Genomic DNA, 19,167 nt, shown 5'->3' on the forward strand with positions numbered 1-19,167 from the left:
AATTTTATTAGTAATTAATCGTATAGCTTAGGCCATAGGTACGACCTTCAGCAGGTAGACTTGATAACTTAGCAAATGAGACAGCCGATTGTTGGCTATATACAGTACGATAGTCTTTGTTCCACACGTTATAGACACCAAAGTCTAAGCGCCCTTTTCCTACAGGAAAATGTGTTAGCACATCCATGGTGGTATAACCTGTAATTTTTGCCGCCGAGTTTGGAAGGATATTATCGTCAGTTACAGCAACTAAATCGTCTTTGGCTGCTTTATCCGTACCTTTAACCGCTAACATTTGTACGCGAACGCCATAACCCTCATCATTATTCCATTCACCAAAGACTGTTCCTTTGGTTGGAGAAACTTGATAAGCATTGAGTTCACGCCATTTACCAGCAGCATCCTCGTATTGTCCACGGGTATAACCGAGTGTTCCGCCGACTTTAAAATTTTCCATGAATGGATAACTTGCAGTGAGCTCTGCACCATATACACGTTGATCTGCATCAGCCACACTAGCAGAACGGTTAGCATTAAACTGTACAACCTTATCGGACGTATTATAGAAGCCTGTTACACCAAGATTTAAACCATCATCTTGGTTTAAACGCCAACCCAATTCATAGCTATTCACTGTGATCGGTTCAATATTCGCTGTTGAAAGCGTATAAATCGCAACATCACGTAGCATACGTTGAACATCTGGATAACTGAAACCTTGTGAGAAGTTCGCAAAGACTTGCTGATCATCCGTTAATTTGTATACAGCACCTAAATTGAATAGAAACTTGTCTGAATTGGTTGAGTCACTTGGAATGACGGTCAAATCAGCACTTTGCCCTTGGGCTGCTCGTTGAGCTTGTCTTGATGGAATATAAGCATCTGTATCTGCTTTGATATATTGATAACGCGTACCCGCTTGGATATTTAAACGATCCGTCAGTTCATAATCAGCTTGTAAAAAAGCACCGATATTTTGAATCGTTGTATCAGGCCCAGCCCCATAACTTTTGCCTGTACTTGTATAAGTCAGCCCATTATCCAATGCATTCAATAAGTCATAATATTGATGATCTTTTTCATGATCGTAATCTAAACCATACGTTAGTTTTAAGGCACGATCAGCAACGCTTAGTTCTTTTTGAAGTGTTGAGCGAAGCCCAGCTACCTCAATCTCAGATTGTGATTGGCTTGCAAACTGAGTCAGTGCATAAACAGGGAAAAAACGTGCATTTTCTTTACGGTAATATGCCTCAAGATTTAAGGTTTGCCCTAAAAACTCTTGATTTTGATATTGCGTATTTACTGCATAACGCTCAGTGAATGGTTGATTATCTAGTTTCAACCCTTTGACTGCTTTATATGAAGGATTGTTTACGACATCACCCGTATAATCACGTCCATATTCTGTGTCTTGCTTGTCTTTATAATATTGCGCACCAAAGCTCAAAGACTGTGTATCTGTTAAATCAATATTCACGCGACCATTTACATCGATTGTATCGGTATCTTCACGGCTGGTCTGGTATGGATCGGTTGCGATACGCTCTCCCTTACCATCGAATTGAGAACCTCGACTGGTAAAGTTCGCACCTAAGAAACCATTGATATTGTCTTTATCGAATGAAACAGTTTGCCCAACTTCATAAGCTAAACCATCGCCACGGAATGTATCTGATGAAGTGATTCCAACTTTAGTTTCAAAGCTCAATGGTTTTGATGTATCAGCACGCTTGGTAATGATATTGATGATGCCACCTGTAGCACCAGAACCATAAATACTTGTAGCGCCTGAAATGATCTCAATACGTTCAATCATACTCGGGCTAATACTATTGAGTTGTCGTGATACATCACGCGAACCTGTTTGAGATACACCATCAATCATGACCAATACATTACGGCCACGCATCGTCTGACCATAGTTACTCGTAGTTCCACTACTTGGTGCGAGTGATGGAACAAGTTGCGCTAATACATCAGCAACTTTACGCCCCGCCGTTGCTTGCTGCGCAATTTGATTATGGTCAATGGTTTGAACAGTCCCCGCAATTTCTGCAATATTTTTTGGTGTCCGCGTTGCTGTAACAACGATTTTCTCTAATTGCGCAACTGGTTTTTCCTTAGATTCTTCAGTAGCAACTTCATTTGAACTTGTATCTGCATAGACATGCTGAGCAAACATTGCCATGACAGCAAGACAACATGGTGTCATTTTAAACAGTACTTTTTTCGCCCCAAACTCATTCTTCGCTTTCATTTTCTCATTTCTCCAGAGCCCTAATATCACTCAAAAAATATCCAAAAGGCGACTCATCATACTAAATTTAAATATTAATGAGAATGATTTTTATTAAAAATAGTATTCATTAATTTCATTCAGACGAAAAAAATTGTCTTTTTTGAGTTTTTCCTCAGTTTCGAGCTGTTGAAACTGCTCCAAATATTGATGTGCTGTCTCAATCGCCAAGACAAAAACGCCATCTGCATCAGCCACTAATAGATCACCAGAATGCACCGTGAACTGATTAATATAAATTTCTGTGTCCATTTCAACTAAGCTCTCCCCCTCATTACGAGTGGTTAAGCAACTGACAGCATGTGCAAAAATGGGAAGCTTTAATTTTGATAACGCCTGTCGATCAGTAATAGCACCAAGCACGACAACGCCAGCTAAACCACAATGAATCGCAGCTACACTCCTTTGCTCCCCCCAACATGCACGTTGTAAATCATATCGTGCATCAATGATGAGGACTTCGTTCGACCGACAGCTCATCAAGACATATCTTAATTTGCTTGCATTTTTTGACTCAAGCCGCGCTGTTCTAATCACACCGACTAGACTTTGTTCAGGAGACATTGGAAAAACATGTGGAATATGCCCTTCATCCAATACATGCCCAATGGTTGAGGTCGCGATATTTTTATACGCTGCTATAAGCGCTTCTAGGTTTATGTTCTGGTTCATAAAATGTTCTCATTTGATCTGTTTAGCTGTGATGGACAGTTGCGACATAAAGTTTGACCAGCTTCCTCTAACTGAAAATACAAACAGCACTTTTTTCTCATATAGGTTGCAAGCTCTGGATGCCAGTGACCCCAAAGACGAACAAAAGGATTTTCAGCTAAATGAAAACTTTGAGCTGATCGCTTTTTGATGAGCTGTTGTTGTTGCTGTAATTTTTCTTGCATCTCAGGACTTATGTTTTGCTGTGTCCATGAGTGATAGAACTGCACCACACGAACCGCAGCATTTTCCCAAAGCAAGGCATAAGACACTCTTCCAACCTTAGCGATCTGTTGAAACAAACAATTGAGCTGATCAAAAATTGCACCAATATCCTGCAAAGACATAACTTCAAGAGATAAAGCCTCAGAGTTTGTCAACTGCAATGTCCGATCCCAGTACCATTCACTGGATAAGTTGACAGCTAAGATTGAACTCTGCCATTTCACAAAAGTTAAAGATGCCGCCTGACAATAAAGAAAAGGTAATATCCAAACAGTAGACCAATATTTGACAAATAAAGAGCTGGCACAGCTTAGGTTTTTAGCATGAATACGTTTTGCAAAGTCTTGCAGCGTCTTCTCACAAATCGAATCATCAAGCAAATCTGCTAAAGTGATCGCCTTTGTGTCTAAGTAACACACCTCCAGTTTCAGATGTTTGCTCAACGCTGAAACTGGCGTGGTTAATCTTGCTTGATCAGCACAGTAACTATTCATGCATCGCTACTATGACTGATTGAAAACTTGCCAAAGTGGATTGCTTGTTTTTCCAATACCTGAAGGCATACTGCCTATTCGAGTATCTTGTTCAAGCAACGGTCGAAGCAATTGTTTATAAGGCCAATATGGTGACTCAAACAATAAACGTTGTAACTGCTTTTGAATTTCAGGCTGAAAATCTAAATGTTCCAGTATCTGCTGTAACTCAACAGCCAACACCTTCCAAAATTCACGCACTTCAATCTGATAATAATTCGCCAAAGTATCGACAATACAGCCAAGGTTGACTTGAATGCCTAAAGTCTGAATGTAGAACAATAATTCTTCGACTGAATCATGATAGAGCGTATTTCTAAAATCATGTGGACTTAAATAATCTGGATCATCCAAACCATTTTGTAATACCCACGGTAAGTAAATACGCAATGAGTCATGATCTCTAAACATCAATCCATCAAATTGACCATCTTTAAGCACCAGACATAAATTTTGTCCATGAATTTCTCCCATCAAACCCAAACGGAACAGACGTAAATTCACTTCAAAAAAGCATGCACATAATTGGGCGAATTGCTCTAACACCTCGGCCGTTCCATTCGACAGCCCTTGTCGCTGCAAAATATAATCAAACACAGCGGGCTGACCTGAAATCTTGTGCCCCAGGCTTGCCATTGGAATCAGTTGATACGGCTGCTGCAATAATTCAGGTGGAATATGACGGCGTTGAGCCGCTAAATGTGTTGGTTTCTCTACAAATAACCATTCATTATCAGCACTTCGATCTTGCTGTTTTTCAGGTAAATAAGACCACCATTGGGTTTCTTCACATAACCATAATTTTTGCTGTAGCACAGGATCTTTTTGCTGTGCTTGTAACAATAGTTTATGGTTTTTCTCACCATTAATCATTTTTACGATCGGAAGAAAGCGTAATGAACCAAGTGCTTTAATCCCTATCGGCAATTTCAGACTTTCTTGTGGAATATACTCAGACAATAAACTTCGCATTGAAGCACTGGCGTACATTCCTTTTGAAATAAAATTCAATGGCTGACAGATACCTACAGCGACATCCTCAGCAAAGAATTGTTCAAATAAATGCTTGAACTGCCAAGGATGAATTGGCATTGCGATATGTGTTTCACTCAAACCACGTTGGAACATTTCCTGTTTGAGTTGATAACGCTCGGCACGCTGAATAAAAATCTGGCTAGGCTGTTGCGTAAAAATATCCTCAACACCTGCACCAAACATCATTTTATCTTTATGTACCGCAACCCAGTGGATACTGAGTTCCTGCGCAAATTCAGGACAATATTGCAGGTATTCCTGTTGACTCAACCCTTCCTTCAACTTGGATAAAGGATGATAAGGACGATCCCGATAACCCGCATATTGCTCTAAAATACGAAATATCTGTGCGGAACTTTGATGCATCAACTCATGGGCATTCACTTGATGCTGTTGCAGCAAACGAAATTGCTGCAAACACTTCTGGATCTGATCTGCAAAATTTTGAATTTTATTCGTCTGACAGTGTTGAAATACCTCCATATCTTGCAAATATTGGAATAGTTCCAATAATTCAATCGACTGAAGTTTCCCCTGATCATTCATCTGATCTACTAAGATAATTTCAGACTCAGCAAAAAAACACCAAGGTTGAGCAATACCTTGATTTACAGGAAAAAAGACACATCGCTTTGATTGTTGCTCAAGTAACAATACAAAATATTGCTGCTCAAATCTTTCATTTAAATACTGTTCTAGATCAATATCGAATCCACTCAGCTTTGTTTGTGCTTTTTCAAAATCAACAACATATTGCTCAGGAATCAACTCCTCTACCAATAAGGCATTCACAAAATCTTGTAAAATGGTTCTGTCTGTCAATTGATAGACAGGTTGAAGCGCATTCATAAATAACCTCACTTCAACTGAGCTTTAAAAGGTGCTAATGGGTTATCAACAAACTTAATTTGAATACGACCATCACCAAATAAACGTCTTTTGGTTAATGATTCAATACGTAACTTGTCGGCAAATACATCAAAGATTTGATAACGCTCAGTATGTTCAGGATGTTGTTGCTGATACTCCTGAATTACATCCGCTGCCCATTGCCAAAAATCTTGTTCTGCCACCGCATAAGTTTGATTTAGAAAAATCGCAATGTCCGTCAATGCCACAAAGAACAGACATGCACAACTAAAATCACGAATCCCATCCAAGTCGCCAGTCAAAATAAAAGACATACTATTGGTTTTGGCATGTTCAGGCGGCAATTGATCGAGTTCAGGCGCTAATTCTGGATATGCCAAGTGTGCTGGGCTATAACGTACACCATCATGAAAATCTTTTAGCAACACTCGGGTTGGCCACCCTTTCTCATGTACCAAAATAATATTTTGCCCATGCGACTCCGTCGCAATACCTTCAGCAAATAGTAAGTGAATCAGCGGTGTAATCACTACTTTCAATAATTGACGTGTCCATTTTTCCATGCCGTATTGCTGTATCCACGGTGCAATTAAGGCTTGCTCATCTTTTTGAATATGGCTCACCCCATTCAATGGAATCGCATCTTCACCTTGACGTAAATATTGATGTACACTTTCACGCCATAAACAGCCAATCGTTCCATAGGCTTGTTTTGCATGTGAAGCAGGTAAACGGGTGAAATCTACACTCAAACCATAAACTTCACGCAATACCGCAAAATCTAATTTTTTCGCAGTTTCACTTTGATCAATCAGAGCTTGCAACCAGTCAGTAATGATTGGTCCATTCATCACTGTATGTTTTGCCAATACACGTGAACTCGACGTATTGGTTAAACTCATCGAAAGTTTGATATATGGTTTTTCTGGATGCTGAAGATTCGTCACAGTTCGTAAGGACTGCTGCGCCAAATAACGATCATGGCTGTGACCTAAATACATAATTTTTTGATCGGCAATTTCTTCGGCAAAAATTGAGATGAGATGATTTTCCCATTGCCAAGGATGAACTGGAATCCACACATAATCAGCGCTTTCTTTAACTTGATTTTTAAGTTTTTGCTGAAATTGGATTAGGTCTTGGGAATTTAGCTGTGCCTTAAAAAATTCTTTTGTATCAATACTATTGGAATGGTTTTCAGCAACAATATCTTTATGTATAGCTAACCAAACGAGCGCCATCGGCTGTGCAAATTCAACGCCATAATGGATATTATCTTGCAAACTGAAACCAACTCGTGACTTATAACAAGGATGATATGGATGACCATCCATTAAATAAGATTCGAGAATATCGTAAGGATATTGAATTGCAGGCAAGGCATAGTTTTCAAAACAAACTTGTGATTGTAAATCGTGAATATATGTACGTTTTAATTCAAAAATGAAATCTTCAACTTTCGCGGCGTCTGTAATTGAACGCAGAATTTCATCTATGACTTGATTCAGACGAGCTGGTTGCTGCTTACCGTGCGCATCTTGGCGGAGAACATCTTGATCACGCGCCAATCGAACTAAGTTATAACTATATTGACGCTGACCAGACGCTTTATACTGCACCGTTTGCTGTTGGCGATCCTGCACCTGAACTATAAATTTTTCACCATCATGATCAGCCGCAATGATTTCTTCGAAAATAAGCGCTTGTAATAATTGTTTTATTACACGCTGTTCAACCTCTTTCGACTGTTCAGATTGTGGTTGTTGCCATGCTTGAAAGGTATTTTGAATCAGATGCGTATTTGATAAAACTGGATGTAATTGTCCCATGTTGATCTTCCTAAATATTTAATTCATTTTGTGTTGGTCTGGGAAACGCCATGCATAAGGCAAAGCGCACAAGATAAGCACAGTACAAAAAACAAAAATTTCTTGAATGCCTTTAAATGTGTCCAGCGCTGTATTTGAACTTGTTTGAAAAATGTCTTGGCGTAATTGCAGATATAAAGCAGCAAGTACCACGGCAACTGCGGCAAAAAGTCGACGGAACAGATTATTTAATGCAGCAGCCTGAGTGACCAAATGTTGTTGTTGCTGACGTAAACTATTTAAACCTGCTGTGGTTGAAGGCATATAAGACAAGCCCATTCCCAAACCATGCAACATCATGCAACAGATAATGAACCAGACATTTTGTACGGGTGCCCATGCAAGCAATGCAAAAGACAATGCGGTAATGATGAGACCAAAGCTCATAATTTTTGACGCGCCGTATTTATCGAGATATTTTCCCGCAGGCTGACTACATAGACCGGTCACAAGTGCGCTACTCATAAGGGCAAAACCCGTCCAGAGCGGACTCAGCTTTAAACACTGTTGAATCCATAACGGTACAAGCAACATACCGATGAATAAACCAACCGTTTGTGCCACACAAATCATCAGACTAAATCGAAAGCCTTTTACATCGAACAATGCTGGCCCAATCAATGGACGGGTTTGAGCTTTTTGCCTTCTGACAAACTGCCAGAATGTTAGGACACAAATGCCAAGCAATAACCAATAGATCGGTTGTACTAAATCTGCAAGCTGATGAAGCTGACTTAAAGTACCTAACAGCAAAATAATGCTTGTACTTAGATAGATGAATCCAAGCCAATCAAAGGACTGATTCATATCGCCTTGTTCTTTAGGTAGATAAAGATAGCCCAACACTAGAGCAATACAGGCAATCGGCAAGTTGATAAAAAACAATGCTTGCCAATCGAGCCAGACCAAAACTAACGCACCCAACATCGGCCCGATTGCCAAAGTCAGCATGATCATCGAACCCCATAATCCTGTAGTACTACCTCGTTGTTCAGTCGGTGTGACCGAAAAGATCAAGCCCAGCGACAAAGGAATCATGAGACCGCTGCAAAAACCCTGCAAGGCTCTCGCGATAAGAACAGACTCAAATTGATTAAATAATCCACCAATTGTTGATGCCAAAGCAAAACACAACAATGCAGTTAAATAAGTCTGTCGCTTACCAAAACGTTGACTGAAATAACCAGCGAGCGGCAAGCTGATGCTCATTGCCAATAAAAAAGCAACAATGACCCAACTCGCCAAAATCTCTCCAATTTGAAAATATTGCATCAATTGAGGAATTGCTGGGTTAAAACTACTATTATTTAAACTTACTGTGCCTGTTCCAAGCATCACAGTAAGTAAGACATAACGCTGCAACCCGACTTGAACAGATTGTGCGGTTGGTACAGAAGATTGCTCCATACACTTTTCCTCTGTACAACCTAGTCAATATGCTCTGATAGTTTTAACTGTGAGTAAAACGTTGGCGAAGTATGTCGACGCTGATCTGATTTCTGAGAAACACGCGACAGCGTTGAATCAGCTAACTGTGCATGATTCCGCACTGGTTGATCCGGTTTTACAGATGTAGCAACACCAAACTGTTGGTAAGATTGAGCCTGATCGAGTTTAAATAACTCCCTACCCAAAAGTTGATTGGCAATCGTCGCTGCTCGATATGCACCTAGACCGAGGTCAGGTGTTCCAACACCATGATGAAACACTTGCATATTCTGTAAGAAGATCCGTCCATCACCTTTATAATTCACTTCAAAATCTGAGCTAACCTGCCAACGATTTGTCTGATCAAGTGAAATTAAAGACTGTAAATTTTGTAAAAAAGCAGGCTTTGGATAGCGATAGCCTGTAGCAGCAATCACACAATCTGCATCAACCAAATACTTCTCATTTTGCTGATGCTGTTCAAAACGCAAACGTATTTTTTGATTTTCTAGTACTTCTGCATACTGTAGCTGATGATGCCCTGCCAAAGTCACCTCTGTATTTTGACCACCAATACTACGATGATAAAGTCGCTCATAAATGTCACGAATCGTTTTACTACTAATCCCTTTATATAAATTTGCCTGTTGAATAGGTAACTCTGCTTTCAGTGCAGTAGGTAAATGATAGAAATAGTGCATGTAGTCAGGGCTAAAATGCTCAAGCCCTAACGGTGTATTTTCCATTGGGAAAAAACCCGCTGATCGAGTTAACCAATGTAAATGGAAGTTGGCTTTCACCTGTCCTTGTGCATATTGACGATCAAATAAGTCGATAAAAATTTCTGCCGCAGACTGCCCTGAGCCAATCAACACGACATCACCTTTCAGTTTTTCAGGGCAATTTTTCAAATATTCAGCTGAATGTAAACACTGTGTTGTTTGCGAATAAATATGCTGCAAACTTTCAGGTAAATGTGGAACAGTCCCGATTCCTAAAACCAATTGACGCGCACGATAGCACTGTATTTCGCCGTTGAATAAAACCTCAACCTCGAAACCACCTTTTACGGGTTGGATATCAAGAACGCGACTATTAAATTGGACATTCTCCAGTTGTTTTACAACCCATTGACAATAATGGTTATATTCTTGGCGTGGAATATATAGATTTTCACGGAAATAAAATTTATATAATCGCTGGTGATGTTTTAAATAATTGAGAAAACTATAGGGACTTGTTGGCTCGACCAAACTCACTAAATCTGCCATAAATGGGACTTGCAGTAAAGCATTGGGCAATTGCATACCCGCATGCCAGTCAAATCCATCTTTTTGTTCAAAAAATTGATATTTAAGCTCACTTTTCCCTTGCAAAAGACTAGCAAGACTCAGATTGAAAGGCCCTAACCCGATTCCAATAAAATCAAGCATAGCTCACGTCCTTCTGCTCTACGAACAGTGGATTTTGCAGCTGCACATAAACAGACTGATGCTCAACAGGTGCAATCAGTTCATCAAGTTCATGTAAACGCGTGAGTAAATTTCCCTTATAAGGCAACGTCTCATTAAACAATAAACCTTGCAATAACGTACTTTCAGGATACTGTTGCAATAAATCTTGTAAAAAACCTTTAAGATGCTCAAGCAACTTATCTTCGGTGATATAACCCGTTGCACCAATTGCATTGATGATGCCAAACAAAGTATTTCCAAAGAAATAATAACTAAAACGCTCGTCGACAAAATCTTTAGGTCCAACCGCAAACGCTTTCTCTTTTAGCTCTGGTAATACTTTTAAGATCTCAGTGGCAAATTCTTCGATGTAATAGAAACCTTGATTGTCACGTAGCCATAATGTTTTTGGAAAATTATTTTCCATTTCTAAGAGTACATTTTGCTGATGGGATTCAAAAGCCATACCATAACGATGATATAAATACATCAATGGCTCTAGGCTGACTTCAAGGAAGCGATTGAACCAATCCAACGCAATTTCAGAAAAATCAGTGTCTGAATGCGTTTTTTCAATTTTTGCAAATAATGCATTAAAGCGATTTAACGATTTACTTGGATGATCTTGGCAAAGTGATGCAATACACGTCACTTGCTGCTGCGGATGGAAAGGTTGATCACGGAAAATACAAATACTTTCATTCACTACCTCATCATCTATTTTTAATGCCATCCAAGCTGGGTCATTGACTGCTTTTAAACTTGGGCATTGTTTTAAAATATTCTGACCATATTCACTGTGCCATAGGCGATGAGTTAACTCTCCACGATGACACTCTTTCGCCAGGTTAACGCGGATTGAATTGGTAATCATGACCGAAAGTGAAGGTTTAACCATCCACGGTGCACTAAAGCTTGCTAAAGTACGAATCGATGTAGTCGGGAAAAATTGCCATCCTCGTAAACCAAGATCAATCAATTGACCCGTTTGTTTTAGTCTTTCAAACCAAGATTTGCTTTGTAAATAACGTGCTTGCCAAGGATGTAAAGGCAATAACTTATATTCGGTATGTGTTTTTAATAGATTGAGATCGTTTTCAGACAGATACCATTGTAAATTCGTTTTAAGCTCTTCGGAAATTTCCTCGTTTGTGGCTGACCCTTCTGCAATATAATCCTGATGTACAAACCAATAATGAAGTTGGGTTTGTCCTTTATGTTCTGGCGAAAACTTCAACCAATCCTCATGTACAAAACCCGTTCGACTTTTAGGCGCGGGATGCATGCTATGCCCTAAAATCAAAGCTTGTTCGGTTTCAATAAAGCTTTGCCCTGCTTTCACAAGATCATCAAAATCATGTTCACGCTGCATTAAAAACTGCTGTAGTGCATCTCGGCTTTGAATCCACTTTTCAACTAGAGAAGCAGCATCTAAAGGAATTGATGATTCAAAGACAAGTTCTTCCAACAGCAAGCCCACGATTGCAACTGGGCTAAATGTTTTAATCTGTCCTTGAATCGTTATTTGTGGGAGAGCATGTAACCGATGTCGCCCAACTCGACTGACATAACTTAATGGGAAATAGCATTGGGCTTGAATAGAATGAATCGGAACTGATAACAGCGTCAAACCTTGGCTAAACGCTTGTTGTTGGGGACTCTGCTGACTTTTATTTAGCAAGTGACCTTTGCCAGTTTCTTGCGTGTATGCGTTGACGAAGTGTTGTATCGCCAACCGATTGGCAAGTGATTGCATCAGACTGTATCCTCTTATCGAGAGAGTAGAATTTATTTTTCGTAATGTTTGAGCTCTAAACACACCTCAACCACAATTAATTATGATTAAGATTATGCTAATGATAATTATTATCATTTAATAATTCAATTTAATAAAACAACCTAAAAATATAGGCTTAACTATATGAATTAACTAGCTTAAATATAAAATTAAGATTAAAAAGGATACAAAAAGATAATAATTATTCTCATTAAATAAAATGATGGTTTTAAGATTCTCAATAGTTTTTATAGATAAATTAATATTTTAGTAATAACAGCTATTTAGAACGTTTTATTCACTTAAATGTCTAATACATCACTAAATGAAGCACCAAGTAATTTGGCTAGATCATGAGGATTCAAACCTATATCTAAGCCCCTTTTCCCACCGCTGACATAGATTTTTTCAAGAGATTGCGCCGTTAAATCAATCACTGTTTTTAAACGCTTTTTCTGCCCTAATGGACTGATCCCACCGACTAAATATCCTGTTAATCGCTCAGCGTCTTTAGGATTTGCCATTTGAAGTTTCTTACACCCTACTGCCACTGCAACTTTTTTTAGATTTAATTGATGATTTACTGGCAGTACTGCAACGTAGTAATTTTTTTCGTCTGTTACCATTAAAGTTTTGAATACTTCTTCTACTTTTAAATTTAATTTTTCAGCAGCTTCCAAGCCAAAACTTTTGGCATTTGCATCATGTTCATATTCATGAATTGAGAATGGTATTTTATTTTTTTCCAGTAATTTACATGCAGGTGTCATTTTCTTTCGGACTATTCTTAATTCATCTAATAAGTGGTATTAGTGTAGCATTATTTATAAAAAATCTTAAATTTGCTTAGGCTATTTTAGATATAAATCTATTCTTGATATCTCGATCTTGAACCTCATATATTTTCTAATAGTGAAACGAATAGGCTCTATCAGTTAATGAGTTACAAGCATAATAATTTAATGGCAATGCGAGAAAGTTATTGGAATGATGAATCATCTTCTACCGTTCACGCTGAAAAACAATTTCTAAGGAATACTTTGATTGAGGAAGGTATCTTTGAAAATGCGACTTTAGATGACACGAAGTATTTTTTCTTCACATTACCCAGTATTATTATCGTCAAAGCTCATGCCTTAGGCTTTCATCACAGTCATGTGAAACGTATGTTGATTAAACATATTCACAGCAACCGCGCTGCATTAATGCGTAAATCAGTACTGAAAATTCAGTTTAAAATATAGGACATCTGTATAGTTAAGCTAGATTTAGGATGAAAAATCTACTTAGGCTATTTTAGATTATTGATCTATTTCACAAATTTAGACTGATAATTCAAGAGATTGAACTATTTTAATACGTTCAAAAGCTGTAATATCCTCTACACTTTATCTCTCGGCTTTCAACCATCCGATTTCAGCATAGGATTTTTCTTTCATGTCAGATCAGAACGATAAGCTTAAGAACCTAAAAACCTCGTCTGTGGATCGTCGCTTATCTATCGCTAAAGCCTCTTTACTTGCTGGAACACGCTGGGCAACTGCAAGTGCTACTTCCCTTTTCTCTAGTGAAGAAGAAAAAGAGAAGAAACGTAAAAAAGCTATGGCTGAACAAGCACATTATTTAGTTTCTGAAATTGGGAAATTAAAAGGTTCAATCGTAAAGATTGGACAAATGATGGCTTTATATGGTGAGCATTTCTTACCTGAAGAAATTACTCAAGCACTCAATACATTAAATAATCAAACTGTTGCCCTTGCTTGGCCTGCGATTAAAAGTCATTTACAGGAACAACTCGGTTCTAAATTAGATGATTTAACGATCGATCATGAGCCGATTGGTACTGCTTCCCTCGCGCAAGTACACCGAGCAACGCGTAAATCAGATGGATTAGAGCTTGTTTTAAAAATTCAATATCCGGGTGTCGCAGAAGCGATTGACTCAGATATGAATCTATTCAAGAACATGCTGAAGCTTACCCGTATGGTGCCGCAAACTCGTGAATTTGATCAGTGGTTTGATGAAGTCCGTGAAATGATGCATCGTGAAGTCAACTACGATATTGAAGCAGCGACAACACGCCGTTTTGCTGAACGCTTGAATGATGATCCACGCTATATCGTGCCTCAAATTGTTGATGAATTCTGTGCTGAAAAAGTTCTATGTATGACTTTTGAGCGTGGTGTGCCGATTAATAGCCCTGTCATGCTTTCATTGCCCCAAGAACGCCGTAATCAACTGGGTGAAGCTTCGCTTGAAATTGCGGTTCGAGAGTTATTTGAATGGGGTGAAATGCAAACTGACCCGAATTTCGGAAACTATCTTGTTCGTCTTGGCAATGGTGATGATCTAAAAGATCAAATCGTTCTCCTCGATTTTGGTGCAATTCGTCAATTCGACGACAATTTACTTACGGTTGCTCGAAATCTGATTCATGCAGGATATGACCACGATAAAACGGCGATGGTTAAAGCAATGACGGGTTATGAATTCTTTGACGGAATGCCAGAAAGTATCAAACCTGGGATGGCTGATGTTTTTCTAATCGCGACAGAAGCGTTTAGTTGCCCGAGCAATAATCCTGATATGCCAGCTGGTGTAATGGATGAACAAGATCGTTATGATTGGAAAAAAAGCCAATTACATAGCAGAGTGATGCAACAAGCTGCGCAGTCTATGGCTTCGCGCTATTTCTCAGTTCCACCTAAAGAATTTATGTTTATTAGCCGTAAATTTATTGGTGCTTATACCTTCATGACTGTCATTGAAGCAAAGACTAATGTTCGCAAAATGATTCGTCAATTTGCATAATTTTCGCTAGAAAGTCATTTTGACCAATCTGATTTGTCAGTTTGGTCAATTTTTTTGAGTTCAATTTTTTCATATTTTTTTTAAATCTTTTAAAAATATATACTTATAAAACAACCTATCCATAAATCACCCTTTATCATTCTCAAAACAGCACGTCAAAGAAGACATAGTTTTTTTACTGAGAGCATGTCAGCATAATTTTACAACCATCCTCTAGGATAAAGTCATGTCGAATATGATGAATAAAGCTCAAGGCTTCGGACTATCTTTAATTACCAAAATCGCAGGAAGCGAAGTTCTTGATCAACTCAAATTAAGAAAATTTGTTGAAAAATCATTATATCAGGGTTCAAAAACAGGTTTTAAGGTACTCACTAAAACTCAGAAAGCATTTAAGCCACAACCGATTGATAAGCAACGCCTCCCGAATCAAGTCAATAAAAACCTATTTGACCTTGGCTTAACAGAAGAACAGCAAATGACGTGTGATGCAATGTCACAGTTCGCTGAAGAAGTGCTCTATACCCTCGCACATGATGCAGATCATAATGCGCAATTTCCTGAAGAACTTTGGCAGCATTTAGTTGATCTTGGACTCAATTATTACGCTTTACCAGAAGCTTTAGGTGGCGTTGCAGCAGAACAAAATATTGTCAGCAATATCTTGATTGCTGAAAGCCTAGCAAAAGGTGATTTCAGCTTAACAGCTGGTTTGCTCAGTACATTTAGCGTTATTAATGCGATTACGCGTTGGGGTTCAACCCAAGTTCAATCTATGTATCTGCCTTGTTTTGCTGAAGATACAGATATCACTGCAACATTTGCATTTCAAGAAGCAACACCAGCGTTCAATCCATTCCAGCTTAAAACTACTGCAACCGAACAAAATGGTCAGTTTTTCATTAATGGTGAAAAGACCCTTGTGATATTGGGTGATACAGCCGATGTTTTCTTAGTCAGTGCTGAGTTAAACGGTAAACCTGATCTTTTTGTTGTGCAATGCAATGAAACCATTTCAATCAAAGCAAATCCAGCAATGGGTTTGAAAGCAACAGAAACAGCAACACTTCAATTCAATCAAACCCCTGCATTACGTTTGGGTGATACAGATTTTGATTACACGGCATTTGTCGATCTTGGCAATTTAATGTGGTGCGCAATGGCCGTTGGTACATGTGAAGCGATCAAAGCTTACTGTATCAAATATGCAAATGAGCGAACTGCTTTTGGTGAGCCTATTTCTCATCGTCAAAGTGTGGCTTTCATGATCGCGGACATGGCAATTGAAATTGATGCGATGCGTATGTTGGTTCTCAATGCCGCAAGTTTGGCAGAAGCTGGAAAACCATTCCATCGTGAAGCGTATTTGGCTCGTCTACTTTGTGCTGAAAAATCTATGAAAATGGGTACAGATGGTGTGCAAATCCTAGGTGGTCATGGTTTTACCAAAGAGCATCCTGTAGAGCGCTGGTATCGTGATCTACGTGCAACCGCTATCTTACATTCTGGCTTACATGCTTAATTGACTATCAGAGGATCACAACATGAACTTACAAAGTCCTAAAAAATTCAAAATGATGGTCGATCAAGCACATGAAGTTGCGCTGAATGTGTTACGTCCTATTTCCCGTAAATACGATAAAGCTGAACATGCCTATCCTAAAGAATTAGACATGCTTGCCTCTTTAATTGATGGTATGAATGAGGGCGGCGAAGGTATTAATGCGGGCGCAGCCGTCGGGAAACGCGGTGAAACCGAGACTAGAAATAAGAATGGCAATAATATGTCAACAGCGCTTGGTATTATTGAAATGTGCTATGGCGATACAGGTCTATTGCTTAGCATGCCACGTCAAGGTCTAGGAAATTCGGCAATTGCAGCCGTTGCCAACGATGAACAACTCGAGCGTTTCAAAGGAACTTGGGCAGCGATGGCAATTACAGAGCCGGGATGTGGTTCTGATTCAGCTGCTATTCGCACAACAGCAACGCAAGATGGTGATGATTATATCCTTAATGGTGAAAAAATCTTCGTTACCTCTGGTGAACGTGCTGATTCAGTCGTCGTTTGGGCAACACTCGATAAAAAGCTTGGTCGTGCTGCAATTAAGTCATTCGTTGTACCTAAAGGTACGGCTGGTATGAAAGTTGAGCGTCTTGAACATAAACTCGGGATCAAAGCTTCTGATACTGCTGTGATTAGTTTTATTGATTGCCGAGTACCTGCTGCTAATTTATTAGGTAATCCTGAGATTGACGTGGCTAAAGGTTTCGCTGGTGTCATGGAAACTTTTGACAACACCCGTCCACTGGTTGCTGCTATGGCGATTGGTTGTGCAAAAGCATCTTTGGAACGTATCAAAGAAATCTTTAAAGACCAACTTGATGCTGACTATAAAACCCCTTATTTACAAACCTCCAATCTCGCCGCACAAATCTATCGAATGGAAGCTGAATGGGAAGCTGCTCGCCTCTTGATGATCAAAGCAACATGGATGGCAGACAATAAAAAGCCAAACTCTAAAGAAGCTTCTATTGCAAAAGCAAAAGCTGGACGTGTTGGCAATGACATCACTTTAAAATGCGTCGAGCTTGCTGCTAGTGTTGGTTATGGCGAAGATGAATTGTTAGAAAAATGGGCACGTGATTCAAAAATTCTCGATATTTTTGAAGGTACACAGCAAATTCAACAATTAATTATTGCTCGTCGCGAGTTGGGTAAATCATCTAGTGAATTGAAGTAATTTAAATAAAAAGGACGTCTATAGTGGCGTCCTTTTTTAATAGTATCGTTAATTTAACACTATCGCATCGTGACAAACTCTTCGGCTGAAGTTGGATGAATAGCGACAGTATTATCAAAATCGCGTTTTATCGCACCCATTTTCAATGCGACTGCAAAGCCTTGAAGGATTTCATCCATACCAAATCCTATCCCATGAATACCCACAATTTTTTCTTCATCACCAACACATACCAATTTCATTTTAGTCGGCTGCCGATGTTGAGTAATCGCACTGTACATTGCTGTAAATGAAGAATTATAGATTTTCACCGCTTGCTGGCCATATTTTTCAATTGCTTCTTGTTCAGTTATTCCAACTGTGCCAATAGGCGGATGGCTAAACACAACTGTTGGGATATTCTCATAATCCAAATATTCATTTGGCTTAGCATTAAATAATCTTTCAGATAAGCGTCGACCAGCTGCTACAGCGACAGGCGTCAATTCCATCTTTCCAGTAATGTCACCGACTGCATAAATTCCCTCCTGTGAGGTATTTTGAAATTGATCGACAGCGATATAACCTCGCTCATCTAATTGGACATTTGCTTTATCCAAATTTAAGTTTGCTGTATTAGGTTCTCTGCCTGTTGCCCAAATGAGACAATCAACAATATGTTCTTCACCATTTTCTAAATGCAAAGTCACTTTACCATCGGCATTTTTTGTCACTTTTTTGGGGGTTGATTGAGTATGTAACGTAATGCCATCGGTTTGCATAACGTCGACCAAAGTTTCACTCAGAAATGGATCAAATCGTCGTACAGGTAAATCCTTTCGAATAAATAAGCCAACCTGTGACCCCAAAGTATTCAGCACACCAGCAAGCTCAACAGCAATATAGCCAGAGCCAATGACTGCGACTGTTTGAGGTAAAGCTGATAACTCAAAGAAACCATTTGAATCAATACCATACTCAACACCATCTATATCAGGTAATGAGGGTTGCGTACCCGTTGCAATTAAAATATGGTCGGCAGTTAGGCGCTCACCATTTACTTCAATTGTATTTTCATCAATGAAAATTGCTGGCCCTTGAACCACATCGACTTTATTGTTACTTAGGCTATTTTGATAAGATTGATGAATTCGATCAATATAAGCTTGGCGATTTTTGACCAGTGTCTGCCAGTTAAAAGATTCAACTTGTACGTTGAATCCATAATCAGACGCATATTTTTGAATGCTCTCTGCTATATGCGCGGCATACCACATCACTTTTTTAGGTACACATCCTACATTTACACATGTACCTCCGATTTCTCCCTTTTCGATTAAGGCACATTTTTTTCCATACATGGCTGCACGATTTACAGATGCTATGCCGCCACTACCGCCACCTATCGCAATATAATCATAATGTTTTGTCAT

General features: G+C 39.1%; 14 protein-coding genes. 4 read left to right on the forward strand and 10 right to left on the reverse strand.

Features of this window, described 5'->3' with window-relative positions; genetic code table 11:
- Nucleotides 1–7: 7 nt before the first annotated feature.
- From ACF8D3_RS05670 to ybaK, 9 genes are all read right to left on the reverse strand, one after another.
- On the reverse strand, nt 8–2,260 hold the full coding sequence (locus ACF8D3_RS05670) for a TonB-dependent receptor (protein WP_007483346.1): 2,253 nt from the start codon (nt 2,258–2,260) through the stop codon (nt 8–10).
- Between the two features lie 93 nt (nt 2,261–2,353).
- Nucleotides 2,354–2,971 (reverse strand): RraA family protein, encoded by a 618-nt coding sequence (locus ACF8D3_RS05675; protein WP_392470643.1) that lies wholly within the window; start codon nt 2,969–2,971, stop codon nt 2,354–2,356.
- Complete coding sequence (locus ACF8D3_RS05680; protein WP_392470644.1) at nt 2,968–3,729, reverse strand: (2Fe-2S)-binding protein; 762 nt, start codon at nt 3,727–3,729, stop codon at nt 2,968–2,970. The genes ACF8D3_RS05675 and ACF8D3_RS05680 overlap by 4 nt, the downstream gene beginning before the upstream one ends.
- A 9-nt stretch (nt 3,730–3,738) precedes the next feature.
- The gene (locus ACF8D3_RS05685; RefSeq protein WP_392470645.1) at nt 3,739–5,652 is read right to left on the reverse strand and encodes an IucA/IucC family protein; all 1,914 of its coding nucleotides are present in this window, start codon (nt 5,650–5,652) and stop codon (nt 3,739–3,741) included.
- An 8-nt stretch (nt 5,653–5,660) separates the two neighbouring features.
- On the reverse strand, nt 5,661–7,502 hold the full coding sequence (locus tag ACF8D3_RS05690; RefSeq protein WP_392470647.1) for an IucA/IucC family protein: 1,842 nt from the start codon (nt 7,500–7,502) through the stop codon (nt 5,661–5,663).
- 18 nt (nt 7,503–7,520) lie between these two features.
- Nucleotides 7,521–8,948, reverse strand: coding sequence for a DHA2 family efflux MFS transporter permease subunit (locus ACF8D3_RS05695; RefSeq protein WP_392470648.1), 1,428 nt, complete (start codon nt 8,946–8,948; stop codon nt 7,521–7,523).
- Nucleotides 8,949–8,968: 20 nt separating this feature from the next.
- Complete coding sequence (locus ACF8D3_RS05700; protein WP_392470649.1) at nt 8,969–10,402, reverse strand: lysine N(6)-hydroxylase/L-ornithine N(5)-oxygenase family protein; 1,434 nt, start codon at nt 10,400–10,402, stop codon at nt 8,969–8,971.
- Nucleotides 10,395–12,179: an IucA/IucC family protein gene (locus tag ACF8D3_RS05705; protein WP_392470650.1), complete on the reverse strand. Its 1,785-nt coding sequence runs from the start codon at nt 12,177–12,179 to the stop codon at nt 10,395–10,397. The genes ACF8D3_RS05700 and ACF8D3_RS05705 overlap by 8 nt, the downstream gene beginning before the upstream one ends.
- 323 nt (nt 12,180–12,502) lie before the next feature.
- Nucleotides 12,503–12,970, reverse strand: coding sequence for a Cys-tRNA(Pro) deacylase (gene ybaK, locus ACF8D3_RS05710; protein ID WP_007483359.1), 468 nt, complete (start codon nt 12,968–12,970; stop codon nt 12,503–12,505).
- A gap of 168 nt (nt 12,971–13,138) precedes the next feature.
- Here ybaK and ACF8D3_RS05715 point away from each other — a divergent pair, with 168 nt between their 5' ends.
- From ACF8D3_RS05715 to ACF8D3_RS05730, 4 genes are all read left to right on the forward strand, one after another.
- Nucleotides 13,139–13,444, forward strand: a complete 306-nt coding sequence (locus ACF8D3_RS05715) for a hypothetical protein (protein WP_004879367.1) — start codon at nt 13,139–13,141, stop codon at nt 13,442–13,444.
- A 193-nt stretch (nt 13,445–13,637) separates the two neighbouring features.
- Nucleotides 13,638–15,011, forward strand: coding sequence for an AarF/ABC1/UbiB kinase family protein (locus tag ACF8D3_RS05720; protein WP_004879365.1), 1,374 nt, complete (start codon nt 13,638–13,640; stop codon nt 15,009–15,011).
- Between the two features lie 235 nt (nt 15,012–15,246).
- Entirely contained in the window at nt 15,247–16,533 is a 1,287-nt protein-coding gene (locus ACF8D3_RS05725; protein WP_392470809.1) for an acyl-CoA dehydrogenase family protein, read from the forward strand.
- A gap of 22 nt (nt 16,534–16,555) precedes the next feature.
- On the forward strand, nt 16,556–17,755 hold the full coding sequence (locus ACF8D3_RS05730; RefSeq protein ID WP_392470651.1) for an acyl-CoA dehydrogenase family protein: 1,200 nt from the start codon (nt 16,556–16,558) through the stop codon (nt 17,753–17,755).
- A 59-nt stretch (nt 17,756–17,814) separates the two neighbouring features.
- On the opposite strand, the gene gorA is transcribed toward ACF8D3_RS05730, so the two are convergent.
- Nucleotides 17,815–19,167, reverse strand: a complete 1,353-nt coding sequence (gorA, locus tag ACF8D3_RS05735; RefSeq protein ID WP_392470653.1) for a glutathione-disulfide reductase — start codon at nt 19,165–19,167, stop codon at nt 17,815–17,817.

This window comes from Acinetobacter sp. YQ_14, assembly GCF_043102985.1.
Lineage (GTDB): Bacteria > Pseudomonadota > Gammaproteobacteria > Pseudomonadales > Moraxellaceae > Acinetobacter > Acinetobacter venetianus.